At 69.8% G+C, this 13,043-nt stretch carries 10 protein-coding genes and 1 pseudogene; 4 read left to right on the forward strand and 7 right to left on the reverse strand.

The genetic code is table 11. The features are described 5' to 3' along the window. The first annotated feature begins 2 nt into the window (after nucleotides 1-2). Nucleotides 3-1,430 (forward strand): pyridoxal phosphate-dependent decarboxylase family protein, encoded by a 1,428-nt coding sequence (locus EK403_RS11370; RefSeq protein ID WP_128777614.1) that lies wholly within the window; start codon nucleotides 3-5, stop codon nucleotides 1,428-1,430. 15 nt (nucleotides 1,431-1,445) lie between these two features. Here the strand turns inward: EK403_RS11370 and EK403_RS11375 are convergent, their stop codons facing one another. From EK403_RS11375 to EK403_RS11400, 6 genes and pseudogenes are all read right to left on the reverse strand, one after another. Beyond that, the gene (locus EK403_RS11375; RefSeq protein ID WP_128777615.1) at nucleotides 1,446-1,847 is read right to left on the reverse strand and encodes a F0F1 ATP synthase subunit epsilon; all 402 of its coding nucleotides are present in this window, start codon (nucleotides 1,845-1,847) and stop codon (nucleotides 1,446-1,448) included. Between the two features lie 174 nt (nucleotides 1,848-2,021). Continuing rightward, a pseudogene (gene atpD, locus EK403_RS11380) lies at nucleotides 2,022-3,437 on the reverse strand (F0F1 ATP synthase subunit beta); the annotation flags it as partial. A gap of 28 nt (nucleotides 3,438-3,465) precedes the next feature. Beyond that, nucleotides 3,466-4,350: a F0F1 ATP synthase subunit gamma gene (locus EK403_RS11385; protein ID WP_128777617.1), complete on the reverse strand. Its 885-nt coding sequence runs from the start codon at nucleotides 4,348-4,350 to the stop codon at nucleotides 3,466-3,468. 35 nt (nucleotides 4,351-4,385) lie between these two features. After that, nucleotides 4,386-5,924: a F0F1 ATP synthase subunit alpha gene (atpA, locus tag EK403_RS11390; protein ID WP_128777618.1), complete on the reverse strand. Its 1,539-nt coding sequence runs from the start codon at nucleotides 5,922-5,924 to the stop codon at nucleotides 4,386-4,388. Next, entirely contained in the window at nucleotides 5,924-6,484 is a 561-nt protein-coding gene (locus EK403_RS11395) for a F0F1 ATP synthase subunit delta (protein ID WP_164919576.1), read from the reverse strand. The genes atpA and EK403_RS11395 overlap by 1 nt, the downstream gene beginning before the upstream one ends. Before the next feature lie 265 nt (nucleotides 6,485-6,749). Beyond that, entirely contained in the window at nucleotides 6,750-8,921 is a 2,172-nt protein-coding gene (locus EK403_RS11400) for a primosomal protein N' (protein ID WP_128777620.1), read from the reverse strand. A 163-nt stretch (nucleotides 8,922-9,084) separates the two neighbouring features. Here EK403_RS11400 and fsa point away from each other — a divergent pair, with 163 nt between their 5' ends. Together fsa and EK403_RS11410 are read left to right on the forward strand one after the other, a co-directional pair. Further along, on the forward strand, nucleotides 9,085-9,741 hold the full coding sequence (gene fsa / locus EK403_RS11405; RefSeq protein WP_128777621.1) for a fructose-6-phosphate aldolase: 657 nt from the start codon (nucleotides 9,085-9,087) through the stop codon (nucleotides 9,739-9,741). Nucleotides 9,742-10,063: 322 nt separating this feature from the next. Next, the gene (locus tag EK403_RS11410) at nucleotides 10,064-10,447 is read left to right on the forward strand and encodes a DUF1236 domain-containing protein (RefSeq protein WP_128777622.1); all 384 of its coding nucleotides are present in this window, start codon (nucleotides 10,064-10,066) and stop codon (nucleotides 10,445-10,447) included. A 1,032-nt stretch (nucleotides 10,448-11,479) separates the two neighbouring features. On the opposite strand, the gene EK403_RS11415 is transcribed toward EK403_RS11410, so the two are convergent. Next, a complete protein-coding gene (locus EK403_RS11415) occupies nucleotides 11,480-11,917 on the reverse strand; it encodes a tautomerase family protein (RefSeq protein ID WP_128777623.1) in 438 nt (145 codons plus the stop codon). Nucleotides 11,918-11,957: 40 nt separating this feature from the next. On the opposite strand from EK403_RS11415, the gene EK403_RS11420 reads away from it, so the two are divergent. Continuing rightward, nucleotides 11,958-12,926: a tyrosine recombinase XerC gene (locus EK403_RS11420; protein ID WP_128777624.1), complete on the forward strand. Its 969-nt coding sequence runs from the start codon at nucleotides 11,958-11,960 to the stop codon at nucleotides 12,924-12,926. The last annotated feature ends 117 nt before the right edge of the window (nucleotides 12,927-13,043 follow it).

Here is a 13,043-nt window from a genome sequence, read left to right on the forward strand (position 1 = left end):
CCATGACCCGAAGCGTCCCGCCGCTCGGGCCGTCGCCCGACGAGCTCGCCGCCGCCTTCGCGCGGCTCGTCGAGACAGCATTGGAGCGCGCGGAGCGGGGAGGCGAGGCCCCGGTCATCCGGCAAGCTGATCCCGAAACGCTGGCGGCGCTCGCCGCGCCGCCGCCTGCCGCGGGCCGTGCGCTCGACGAAGCCCTGGCGCGGCTCGACGCCGCGCTTTCGTCGGGCATGAACACCGACCATCCGCGCTTCTTCGCCTTCATCCCGAGCCCGGCCTCGCCGCTCTCCTGGCTCGGGGAGCTCGCCGCTTCGATCCACAACCAGCATCTCGGCGCCGCCCGCCAGAGCGAGGGCGCGACGGCGATCGAGCGGGGCCTGATCCGCTGGCTCGCCGGCGAGGCCGGGATGCCGGAGGGCGCCGGCGGCCTGTTCGTCTCCGGCGGCTCGATCGCCAACCTCACGGCGCTGACGGCCGCGCGGGACCAGATGCTCGTCGAGGACGAGAGGGCGCAAGGGACGGCATACGTCACCGCCGAAACCCACGCTTCGGTCGCCAAGGCTCTCCGGATCATCGGGCTGACGGATCGCCAGATCCGCGTGGCGCCTGTCGACGGGGAGCGCCGGATGGACGTGGCGGGGCTGGCGCGTGTGATCGCGGAGGACCGGGCCGCGGGGCTCAAGCCGTTCGTGGTGGCGGCGACGGCCGGGACCACCAACACCGGAGCCATCGATCCGCTGCCGGAGATCGCGGATCTCTGCGAGCGCGAGGGACTCTGGATGCATGTCGACGGCGCCTATGGCGCGTCGGCGCTGCTTTCGCCCGCCCACCGCGACCTTCTGGAGGGCGTCGGCCGCGCCGACAGCCTGAGCTGGGACGCCCACAAATGGCTGTTCCAGACCTATGGCTGCGGGGTCGCGCTGCTACGCGACGCGAGCCTGCTCGCCCCGAGCTTTTCGCTCAGCGCCGACTATCTGCGCGACGGGGACGCGGTGGGCGCCGATCCGAATTTCTGGGACCTTGGCCCGGAGCTCACGCGCTCCGCACGCGCGGTCCGGCTTTGGCTGACCTTGCAGGCGATGGGACGCGACGGCATGGCGGCGGCGATCGCCCACGGCTTCGCGCTGGCCGAGGCCACGGAGCGGGCCGTGCGCGAGACGCCGGACTGGCTGGTGGCGTCGCCGGCCCGGATGGCGATCACGGCGTTCCGCTATGTGCCGGAAGGTCTCGCGACGGACACGGCCGACGCCATCAACGCCGCGGCGGCGCGGAGGTTGATGGAGGAGGGTTACGCCGCGGTCGGCGCGACGCGGCTCGACGGCCGGGTCGCGCTGCGGGTCTGCGCCATCAATCCGCGGGCGACGGAAACCGACATGCGCGAGACGATCCGGCGTCTCGACGGGATAGCGCGCGACCTGAGAGGCGCGGTCTGAAGGCGGCCCGCCGCCTTACGACACCACCGCCCGGAACTCCTTCAGGCGGTCGAGCTTCTCCTGGGCGCGACGCCTGGCCTCGTCGCCCTCGACGTCCGCGAGGTCGTCCTCGGCGTCCTTGATCGACTGGTCGAGCGCCGAGACGTCGAACTCCGCCATCGGCGTCGCCTCGTCGGCGAGGATCGTGAGCCCCTTCGGGTTCACGTCCGCGAAGCCTCCGCGGACGAAGAGACGTTCCGGCTCGCCGCCGTCGGTCTTGAACACCTTCACGATTCCGGGCCGCAGCGTCGAGAGCAGCGGCGCGTGATGCGCGAGCACGCCGAACTCGCCCTCGGCGCCCGGCACCACGACATGCTCGACCTCTTCCGAGATCAGCAGTTTTTCGGGCGAGACGAGCTCGAACTGGAACGTGTCCATCGAAAGTCCTTCAGATCCTAAAGCGCCGCCGCTGCGTACCCCCTCTCCCGCTTGCGGGAGAGGGCCGAGGTGAGGGTCTCTCCGAAAGAGACGCCATGTCCTGACGCCCCCTCATCCTTGCCTTCTCCCGCACGCGGGAGAAGGGGGCGTCGACGTCGCGTCAGTCCGTCGAGATCACGCCTCTTCGGCGAGCTTCTTGCCCTTTTCGATGGCCTCTTCGATCGTGCCGACCATGTAGAACGCGGCCTCGGGCAGGTTGTCGTGCTTGCCCTCGACCAGCTCCTTGAAGCCCTTGATGGTGTCGGCGAGGTCGACGAACTTGCCCGGCGAGCCGGTGAACACCTCGGCGACGTGGAAGGGCTGGCTGAGGAAGCGCTCGACCTTGCGGGCGCGCGACACCGTCAGCTTGTCCTCTTCCGAGAGCTCGTCCATGCCCAGGATCGCGATGATGTCCTGCAGCGACTTGTAGCGCTGCAGCGTCTCCTGCACGCGGCGGGCGGTGGCGTAGTGCTCCTCGCCGATGATGTTGGCCGACAGGATGCGCGAGGTCGAGTCGAGCGGATCGACCGCCGGGTAGATGCCCTTCTCGGCGATCGAGCGGTTCAGCACCGTCGTCGCGTCAAGATGCGCGAAGGAGGTGGCGGGCGCGGGGTCGGTCAGGTCGTCGGCCGGCACGTAGATCGCCTGCACCGAGGTGATCGAGCCCTTGTTGGTCGTCGTGATGCGCTCCTGCAGCGCGCCCATGTCGGTCGCGAGCGTCGGCTGATAGCCGACCGCCGACGGGATGCGGCCGAGCAGCGCCGACACTTCCGAGCCCGCCTGGGTGAAGCGGAAGATGTTGTCGACGAAGAACAGCACGTCCTGGCCCTTGTCGCGGAAATGCTCCGCGACGGTGAGGCCGGTGAGCGCGACGCGGGCGCGGGCGCCGGGGGGCTCGTTCATCTGGCCGAACACGAGGGCGCATTTCGAGCCCTCGCCGCCGCCTTCCTTGTTGACGCCGGACTCGATGAACTCGTGGTAGAGGTCGTTGCCCTCGCGGGTGCGCTCGCCGACGCCGGCGAACACCGAATAGCCGCCATGGGCCTTCGCGACGTTGTTGATCAGCTCCTGGATCAGCACGGTCTTGCCGACGCCCGCGCCGCCGAACAGGCCGACCTTGCCGCCCTTGGCGTAGGGCGCGAGCAGGTCAACGACCTTGATGCCGGTGACGAGGATCTCGGTCTCGGTCGCCTGGTCGGCGTAGGACGGGGCCGGCGCATGGATCGGCCGCTCGGCCTCGCCCTTGACCGGCGCGCCTTCGTCGATCGGCTCGCCGATGACGTTCATGATGCGGCCGAGCGTGGCGTCGCCGACCGGGACCAGGATCGGCTGGCCGGTGTCCTTGACCTCCTGGCCGCGCCTCAGGCCCTCGGTCGAGTCCATGGCGATCGCGCGAACGGTCGATTCGCCGAGATGCTGGGCGACCTCGAGGACGAGGCGGACGTCGTTGTTCTTGGTCTCAAGGGCGTTCAGGATCTCAGGCAGGTGCCCGTCGAACTGGACGTCGACGACGGCGCCGATGACCTGGGTGATGCGGCCGACTTGTGCGGTCATTTCGGGGGTCCTCGTCGGAATGTCGTCAGAGCGCCTCGGCGCCGGAGATGATCTCGATCAGCTCCTTGGTGATCTGCGCCTGGCGGGTTCGGTTGTACTCGAGCGAAAGCCGCTTGATCATGTCGCCGGCGTTGCGGGTCGCGTTGTCCATGGCGGACATCCGCGCGCCCTGCTCGGAGGCGGCGCTCTCGAGAAGCGCCTTCAGCAACTGGATGGCGACGTTGCGCGGCAGCAGCTCGTCGAGGATCTCCTCCTCGGACGGCTCGTACTCGTAGACCGCGCCCTTGAGCAGGTCCTCGCCCTCGTCGCCTTCCGGAATCTCGGCCGGGACGATCTGCTGCGCGGTCGGGATCTGCGAGACCACCGACTTAAACTTCGAGAAGAACATCGTCGCGACGTCGAACTTGTCCTCGCCATACAGATCGACGATCCGCTCGGCGATGGCTTGCGCGTTCGAGAAGCCGACATTCTTGGTCTCGCGCAGCGAGATCACGTCGTCGATCTTGCCGGGGAACTGACGGCGCAGGATGTCCGCGCCCTTGCGGCCGACGCAGAGGAACTGGACCTCCTTGCCGTCGGCGAGAAGACGCCGCGCATGGTCGCGCGCAAGCCGTGCGATCGAGGAGTTGAAGCCGCCGCACAGTCCGCGGTCGGCCGTCACCACCACCAGCAGATGGCGCTTGTCCTCGCCGGTGCCCGCGAGCAGCTTCGGCGCGAGCGGCGAGCCTTTCATGCCCGAAGCGAGGTTCGACAGAACCCGCTCCATCCGCTCGGCATAAGGGCGCGCGGCCGCCGCGGCGGTTTCCGCGCGACGCAGCTTCGCCGCCGCGACCATCTGCATGGCCTTGGTGATCTTCTGCGTCGCCTTGACCGAGGCGATGCGGTTTCTGAGGTCCTTAAGGCTCGCCATGGGGCCGCCCGAACTCCGTTCTCAAACAGCCGCGATCACTTGCCGTCGCCAAACGACTTCGCGAAGTTGTCCAGGACCGACTTGATCTTCTCGATCGTGTCGTCCTTGAGCTGCTTGTCCTTGCGGATGGTGTCCAGCAGGCCCTTTTCGCTCGAATTGAGGTGATCGAGCAGCTCCGCCTCGTATTTGCGGACCTTGTCGATGGGGAGCTTGTCCAGATAGCCGTTGGTGCCGGCGTAGATGACCACGACCTGCTCCTCGACCCGCAAAGGCGAGAACTGCGGCTGCTTGAGCAGCTCGGTGAGGCGCGCGCCGCGGTTCAGCAGGCGCTGGGTCGAGGCGTCGAGGTCGGAGCCGAACTGCGCGAAGGCCGCCATCTCGCGGTACTGCGCGAGCTCGCCCTTGATCTTGCCGGCGACCTGCTTCATCGCCTTGATCTGCGCCGAGGAGCCCACGCGGCTGACCGAGAGGCCGACGTTCACGGCCGGGCGGACGCCCTGGTAGAACAGGTCGGACTCCAGGAAGATCTGGCCGTCGGTGATCGAGATCACGTTGGTCGGGATGTAGGCCGACACGTCGTTGGCCTGGGTCTCGATGACCGGAAGGGCGGTCAGCGAGCCGGCGCCCATCTCGTCGTTCATCTTCGCCGCGCGCTCGAGCAGGCGCGAATGCAGGTAGAACACGTCGCCCGGATAGGCCTCGCGGCCCGGCGGGCGGCGCAGCAGCAGCGACATCTGGCGGTAGGCCACGGCCTGCTTCGACAGGTCGTCATAGACCATCAGCGCGTGCATGCCGTTGTCGCGGAAATACTCGCCCATGGCGCAGCCGGCGAACGGCGCCAGATACTGCATCGGGGCCGGATCGGACGCGGTCGCCGCGATGATGATCGAATATTCGAGCGCGCCGTTCTCCTCGAGCACCTTCACGAACTGCGCGACGGTCGAGCGTTTCTGGCCGATCGCGACGTAGACGCAATAGAGCTTCTGGCTCTCGTCGCCGGACTCGTTGATCGACCTCTGATTCAGGATGGTGTCGAGCGCGACCGCGGTCTTGCCGGTCTGGCGGTCGCCGATGATCAGCTCGCGCTGGCCGCGGCCGATCGGGATCAGCGCGTCGATCGCCTTGATGCCGGTCGCCATCGGCTCATGCACGGACTTGCGCGGGATGATGCCCGGCGCCTTGACGTCGACGCGGCGGCGCTCGTCGGTCTTGATCTCGCCCTTGCCGTCGATCGGGTTGCCGAGCGCGTCGACGACGCGGCCGAGCAGCGCCTTGCCGACCGGCACGTCCACGATCGAGCCGGTGCGCTTGACGGTGTCTCCCTCGGAGACGCCGCGGTCGGAGCCGAACACCACGACGCCGACATTGTCGGTCTCGAGGTTGAGCGCCATGCCGCGGATGCCGTCCTTGAACTCGACCATCTCGCCGTATTCGACGTTGTCGAGGCCGTAGACCCGCGCGATGCCGTCACCGATGGACAGCACCTGACCGACCTCGGAGACCTCCGCCTCCTGGCCGAAATTCTTGATCTGATCCTTCAGGATCGAGGTGATCTCGGCGGCGCGAATGTCCATCAGCCGACCTCTTTCATCGCGAGTTTGATCGAATTGAGCTTGGTCTTGAGCGAGGCGTCGACCATGCGGCTGCCGAGCCGCACGATGAGGCCGCCGAGAATCTTGGGATCGACCTTGACGTCGAAGTCGACAGTCTTCCCGGTGATCTCCTTGAGCGCGCCGGCGAGCTCGTCGCGGCGCTGCTTGGAGAGATCCTCGGCGACCGTGACCTCCGCGGTGATCGCGCCCCTGTCGGCCGCGACCAGGGCGCGGTAGCCCTTGATCATGCCCTCGAGAGCGAAAAGCCGCCGGTTCACCGCGACGAGGCTCACGAACTTCGCCGTCAGCCCCTTCACGCCGAGCTTGTCCATCACGGCGGAGATCGCCTTCTCCTGCTCCTCGGCGGAGAACACCGGGCTCCTGGTCAGGCGACGGAGGTCCGCGCTTTCGGCGAGCGCCGCCGACAGCACGTCGAAGTCCTTCGAGACCGCGTCGAGCGCGTTCTCTTCCTTTGCAAGGTCGAACAAAGCGGACGCGTAGCGTCCCGCCATTCCGGACACGATGGTGTCTTTACCTGCCACCGAGCGTCTCTCGCTGGTTGGAGCCGAGGGCTGAAACCGGAGCGGACGCTCCGAACTCCCTGAACCGTTGATTTTTGAGGCCGCACAGGCCCCGCCCCTGGAGCGGTCCCCGGAGCGCGAGGGGTGACTATCATGACGCGCGGGCCCGCGCAACATCGTGGCGCGGCTGTGGCGCGCTCGGAATTCATAAGAGAAATCAATAGTCTGTTAGTCGCCGTCAAGAACGGGTCGAAGCCCCTCGACGAACTGTCACACCGCCGTGCGGCTAGAGAAAGCTTTGCGGATCGACGTCGACCGCGACCCTGACGCCGCCGCGCGGCTGGGGCGCGGCGGCCAGCCAGGCGCGCATATAGGCCGGCAGGTCGAAGGTCCGCGGGGCCTGAGCGAGCAGGCGCATCCGGTGACGGCCCCGAACCATGGCGAGCGGCGCCTCGGCGGGGCCGAGCACGCGGATGCCCTCGACCTTCGGCGCGGCGCGGGCGAGCGCGCGGCCGTGCGCCTCCGCGGCCTCGCGCGCCGGCGCCGTGACGATGACCGCGGCGAGCCGGCCGAAGGGCGGCATCATGGCGGCCTTCCGGGCTTCGGTCTCGACGGCGTAGAAGCCCTCCCGGTCGCCCGCCACCAGCGCGCGGATCGCCGGGTGGTCGGGGTCGAAGGTCTGCAGCAGCGCGCGCCCCGGCCGGTCGCCGCGGCCGGCGCGGCCGGTCACCTGCTGCAGCATCTGGAAGGTGCGCTCCGCCGCGCGGGGATCCGCGGCCCCGAGCGCGAAATCGGCGTCGACCGCCCCGACCAGAGTGAGCTTCGGGAAATGGTGGCCTTTGGTCACCATCTGGGTGCCGATCACGATGTCGACGGCGCCGCGCTCGATCGCGTCGAGCTCCGCCGCGAGCCGCTCGCCGGCGCCCATCACGTCGCTCGACAGGATCGAGATCCGCGCTTCCGGGAAGCGCGCCGCGGCCTCGTCGCGGATGCGCTCGACGCCGGGCCCGAGCGCGACAAGCGCGTCGGCGGCGCCGCAGGCGGGGCAGGCGTCGGGCGTCGGGCCCGAATGGCCGCAATGGTGACAGACGAGGCTCGCGCGGAAACGGTGCTCGACCAGCCAGGCCGAGCAGTTCGGGCATTTCATGCGGTGGCCGCAGCGCCGGCAGAGGGTGAGCGGCGCATAGCCCCGGCGGTTCAGGAACAGCAGCGCCTGCTCACCGGCCGAAAGCGTTTGGGCGATCGCCGAGACCAGCCGGGGAGCGAGCCATTCGCCGCGCGGGGGGCCCGCCACCCGCATGTCGATCGCGGCGATCTCGGGCATCGCGCGGCCGCCGAAGCGCGCCGGCAGCGCGAGCTTGGCGTAGCGGCCGCGCTCGGCGTTGACGCGGCTTTCGAGCGACGGCGTCGCGGAGGCGAGCACGACGGGCGCGCCCTCGAGCCGGCCGCGCAGCACCGCCATGTCGCGGGCGTTGTAGAGCACGCCGTCCTCCTGCTTGTAGGCGGCGTCGTGCTCCTCGTCGACGACGATCAGCCCGAGCTCGCGGAACGGCAGGAACAGTCCGGAGCGCGCCGCCACCACGGCGCGGATCGAGCCGTCCGCCACGCCGCGCCGGACCGCCGTGCGCCCCATGTCGCCGACGCTTGCGTGCCAGACCGCGGGCCGCACGCCGAAGCGCTTAGCGAAACGGTCGAGGAACGGCACGGTGAGCGCGATCTCGGGCGCCATCACCAGCGTCTGCCTGCCGCGCGACAGCGCCTCGGCGACGGCCTCGCAATAGACCTCCGTCTTGCCCGAGCCCGTGACCCCGTCGATCAGGACGACGCGGTACTGGCCGTCCGCGACGGCGCGGCGCAGCGCCTCGGCCGCGTGGGCCTGATGGGGCGTGAGCTTCGGGCCCGGCCGCGCCGGGTCGGGCTGCTGCTGCGGCGGGGGCGGGGGCAGCGGCGTCAGCTCCAGCGCCCCCTCCGCCGCCAGACCGTCGACGACGGAGGCCGAGACCCCGGCGGCCTCCGCCAGTCTGGCCTTCGGCCGCACGACCCCGTCGGCGGCAGCCGCCAGAACCTTCTCGCGCGCCGGCGTCAGCCGCGACGGCGCGGCGCCGGTCGCACGAAACCCCGTCTTCGGCGGCGGCGGCGTCTCGTCCGCCAGGCCCCTCAGCGCCATGCGGAGCACCTGGCCCCGCGGCGCGAGCGTGTAGTCCGCGATCCAGTCGACGAAGCGGCGCATCGGGCCTGCGAGCCCGGTCGCCGGGACCCGCCCCTCGAGCGTCTTCAGCCGCGCGCCGTCGACCGCCTCGCCCGCGCCGTCCCACACCACGCCGATCTGGGCGCGCGAGCCGAGCGGCGCGACCACGACGTCGCCGGGGGCGAGCTCGAGCCCGTCCGGGACCGCATAGGTCAGCGTCCGGTCGAGCGCGACCGGCAGCAGCACCTCGACGGTCTTGGGAAGTGGCATCCGGGACTTTCGTGGGCGGCCAGGGTCACGCCTCTTCGGCGCATCGCCGCCGGCCCGTCAAGCGCGGCGCAACCTTTCGCCTTGCGCATCCCGCGGCGTCGGGCCACTTGAAAAGCGCGGGGCGCTTGGCGGCTCCGAACCCTGACCCGAAGGAATTTTCGCGATGAAGTTTTTCGTCGACACCGCAGACATCAACGAGATCCGCGAACTCGCGGCGATGGGCATTCTCGACGGCGTCACGACCAACCCCTCGCTCGTGCTCAAGGCGAACCGCCCCTTCAAGGAGATCATCAAGGAGATCTGCGAGGTGGTGGACGGCCCGGTCTCGGCCGAGGTGGCGGCGACCGATTACGAGACCATCATGAAGCAGGCCCACATCCTGCGGAAGATCGCCGACAACGTCACCATCAAGGTGCCGCTCACCTGGGACGGCCTCAAGGCCTGCAAGGCGCTCTCCTCGGACGGCACGATGGTCAACGTCACGCTCTGTTTCTCGGCGCCGCAGGCGCTGCTCGCGGCCAAGGCCGGCGCGACCTTCATCTCGCCCTTCATCGGCCGGCTCGACGATTCCGGGATCGACGGCATGGAGCTGATCCAGGACATCCGCACGATCTACGACAACTATTCGGACTTCTCGACCGAAATCCTGGCCGCCTCGATCCGCGGCGTGAACCACGTCAAGGACGCGGCCAAGGCCGGAGCCGACGTCGCTACGGTGCCTCCGGCGGTGCTGAAGAGCCTCGTCAAGCACCCGCTGACCGACAAGGGGCTCGAACTGTTCGTGGCCGACTGGGCAAAGACCGGCCAGACCATCGAGTGATCGGGGGCCTCTCCGTCTGATCCCGCGCAAGAGCCGCGTCATGCCGGGCGAAGTCCCGCCATCCATTTCCGCAGTCCTCGCCGAACTCGTCGAAACGCCGAGGAAAGGGGTTCCGGGACGTCGCCCGGAACGACGGCCGGGATGCCGGGCCGTGCCGGGCATGGCCCTACCTAAATACAGCTAGACTTGCGATCGACTTGGCTGCGGGGAGCCTTCGTGTTCGATCGCTAACAAACTGCAATACAGGGTGAGGGGAGCACTGGGGAACCGTTGTTGGCATGCCAGCGTTCTTGCGGCAGATCAACAGTCGGAGAGAAAACCCATGCGCAGCAGCGCCATCGCACTCGCTTTCGCCCTCGCCGCCGCGGCGCCGATCGCCGCCGTCGCGCAGGAGGGCACGGTCACGGGCGCCGCGGGCGGCGCCGTCACCGGAGCCGTCGTGGGCGGCCCGATCGGCGCCGCGGTCGGCGGCGTGGCGGGCGCCGTGATCGGCACCGCCGTCGCCCCGCCCAAGGAGGTTCGCGAGTATGTCGTGCGCGAGCGCCAGCCTTCGATCCGCTACGAGCGCGAGATCGAGGTCGGCTCGACGCTGCCGGAGGACGTCACCGTCTATCGCGTGCCGGACAGCGACTACAGCTACACGGTCGTCAACGACAAGCGTTACATCGTGAGCCCGAAGCGCAAGGTCGTCGAAGTCGTCGACTGACGCGTTCCCGAGCATCTCAAGTCTCCAGACCCCCGCGGCCCTCCGCGGGGGTTTTGGTTTGTCCCTTCACCGCTGTGGGAGAGGGGAACGCCGCCGCCTATGTCGCGGCCTTTGAACCGTGACCCATCCAGTTCGGCGCTTGCAGAAGGCGCGTCGTCACACACAAAGCGCCCCTGCAGGCTTTGGTTGCGCCCAATGGGTCCCGGCTCAAGGCCGGGACATGAGCGGAGCCTGGCGCCGCGGCCTCCGATCCCCTCCCCCTGGTGGGGAGGGTGGGGGTGGCGTCCTCCCCTCTCCCGCGTGCGGGAGAGGGCGGCAAGCGCCGGATCGACCCGAGGAGCACGGCCGCCTCCTCCACCATGCTTCGCATGGTCCCCCTCCTCCGCAAGCGGAGGAGGATCCGGGACGGCGCCGCCTCTGCTCCTCCCCTGCGCAGCGGGGGAGGGGGACCGCGAAGCGGTGGAGGGGGCGACGTGGCGCCGCGCTCTCCGACCCCTCCCCTTGGGGACGTTAAGGACGGCGGGCGCGCCTCCTCGTCCGCCGGCCCGGATGGGCCGTCGCCTCAGTCCTGCTCTGCTCACGCAACCAAGAAGTCAGTGGGAAGGCGCAGGGCGCCGGGCCACCACATGCCGTCAGTCTTCGGCGATCCGGTCGCCCGGCGCCCCGCGCGCGACGTCTTTGCACCGACCGCTTCGCCAGCTGCTCCGGCGCGGCATCCTGGGTCGGAGACCCAAGACCCCGCCCTTAAGGCGTCTCGATGACGCGGCCCCGTCATAATGCGGGACGGGCGGCTTTGAGAGCGGGCGACCCAGGCGAGACGTTGCCGTCCCGTCAGACCCACCGCCCCAGCGGCCGGCGTCCCGGGACCGCGAGCTCCGGTGCTCGCAGGCGCAGGCGCCGCCCCTCGCCCGCATGGCCGGCCGGTCCGGACACGCCTTCCTGACGGGGAAGGGTCCGCGGACTGGACCATGGATCAGGCGGGATGTCAAGGAATAAAATCATATAACAGGCGCCGGCGTCGCAGCCGGTCGGTCAGGCGATGGCGCGGAGGCGCTCCTGAAGCTCGGCCGGCAACCTGGCGAACCAAGCCTCCTCCTCGCCGGGCTGCGGGAGGATGTGGCCGAACTCGGTGACGCTCGCGCCGGGAATGTCGGAGACATAAACCCAGACGCTCTCGCGGGACGCGCCCGAGATGGCGCAGACATCGTCCACGATGCGCGTCATGATCTGCGCCTTCTGCTCCTGCGTGCGCCCCGTGCGGATGTCGGCGCGGATCCAGATATGGTCGCGCTCGGCCTCCTCGCCGGCGATGAAATGCGACTGCTCGGCGATGTCGCTGAAGATCACCTGCACGAAATAGCGGGGCGCCCGCCCGGCCTCGTGATGGATCTCGGTGATGCGCTGCGCGATGCGGCGCCGCTGGTCGCCGGACAGCAGGCCGGTCCGAGCCCAGCACACATAAGTCGGCATTCTTCTTCTCCCATTAAGCGCGCTCGGCCAATCTGGCGCGATGGACCGCCCTGTCGATTCCGCCCCGATCGCGCTTGCCGCCGCGCCTGACGCGGCCGCGGCCTATGCCGACTGGCTCCGTCGCCTCGGGGCCGAGCGGCGGTTGAGCCCCAGGACGGTCGAGGCCTATGGGCGCGACGTCCGCATCCTGCTCGGTTTCCTGCAGGGTCATCTCGGCGAGCCGGCCTCGGTCGCCGAGATCGTCGCGCTGAAGCCCCGCGACGTGCGCGCCTTCTTGGCGTCGCGGCGGAGCGAGGACATTTCCAGCCGCTCGCTGATGCGCGCCCTCGCGGCCGCGCGCTCCTTCGCGCGCCACCTCGCCCGCAGCGGCCTCGGCGAGGTCTCGGCCTTTTCCGCGGTGCGCAGCCCCAAGATCGCCCGCAGCCTGCCGAAGCCGATCGCCGCCGCGGCGGCGAAGCGCCTGGTCGACGCCGAGGAGCGGGCAGGGGAGGAGCGCGCGCCCTGGGTTCTGGCGCGCGACGCCGCCGTGCTCGCGCTGCTCTATGGCTGCGGCCTGCGCATCTCCGAGGCGCTGTCGCTGACCCGCCGCGAGGCTCCGACCGCGGGCGTCGACCGCGTCGAGGTGACGGGCAAGGGCGACAAGCGCCGCCAGCTGCCGGTGATCGCGGCCGTCCAGCGCGCGGTCGCGGACTATCTCGCGCTCTGCCCGTGGCGGCTCGCGCCCGAGGGGCCGCTGTTCGTCGGCGCGAAGGGCGGCCCGCTCAATCCGCGCATCGTGCAGGCGGCGGTCGCGCGCATGCGGGGCGGGCTCGCCCTGCCGGACACGGCGACGCCGCACGCGCTCCGCCACTCCTTCGCGACGCATCTCCTGTCGCGCGGCGGCGATCTGAGGACCATCCAGGAGCTGCTCGGCCATGCGAGCCTGTCGACCACGCAGATCTACACCGAGGTCGACGGCGCGAGGCTGATGGCGATCCACCAGGCGTTCCACCCGCGGGCGCGGGCTTAGGACCTCAGCGGTTCAGAATCAGGCGCGATCTCCCTCCCCTTGCAAAGGGGAGGGTGGCCCGGCGTCAGCCGGGTCGGGTGGGGATCGTCCCGAATGGAGCTCGATCCTGCCCCCCGG

This window comes from Hansschlegelia zhihuaiae, assembly GCF_004103825.1.
In the GTDB taxonomy this organism is placed as follows: Bacteria; Pseudomonadota; Alphaproteobacteria; order Rhizobiales; family Methylopilaceae; genus Methylopila; species Methylopila zhihuaiae.

Excerpts from the sequence above, each read along its gene's own strand:
- EK403_RS11410 (WP_128777622.1), top strand. The coding sequence starts at position 10,064 with ATGCGCAGCAGCGCCATCGCACTCGCTTTCGCCCTCGCCGCCGCGGCG.
- fsa (WP_128777621.1), top strand. The coding sequence starts at position 9,085 with ATGAAGTTTTTCGTCGACACCGCAGACATCAACGAGATCCGCGAACTC.
- EK403_RS11415 (WP_128777623.1), bottom strand. The coding sequence starts at position 11,917 with ATGCCGACTTATGTGTGCTGGGCTCGGACCGGCCTGCTGTCCGGCGAC.
- EK403_RS11385 (WP_128777617.1), bottom strand. The coding sequence starts at position 4,350 with ATGGCGAGCCTTAAGGACCTCAGAAACCGCATCGCCTCGGTCAAGGCG.
- EK403_RS11420 (WP_128777624.1), top strand. The coding sequence starts at position 11,958 with ATGGACCGCCCTGTCGATTCCGCCCCGATCGCGCTTGCCGCCGCGCCT.
- EK403_RS11400 (WP_128777620.1), bottom strand. The coding sequence starts at position 8,921 with ATGCCACTTCCCAAGACCGTCGAGGTGCTGCTGCCGGTCGCGCTCGAC.
- atpA (WP_128777618.1), bottom strand. The coding sequence starts at position 5,924 with ATGGACATTCGCGCCGCCGAGATCACCTCGATCCTGAAGGATCAGATC.
- EK403_RS11375 (WP_128777615.1), bottom strand. The coding sequence starts at position 1,847 with ATGGACACGTTCCAGTTCGAGCTCGTCTCGCCCGAAAAACTGCTGATC.
- EK403_RS11370 (WP_128777614.1), top strand. The coding sequence starts at position 3 with ATGACCCGAAGCGTCCCGCCGCTCGGGCCGTCGCCCGACGAGCTCGCC.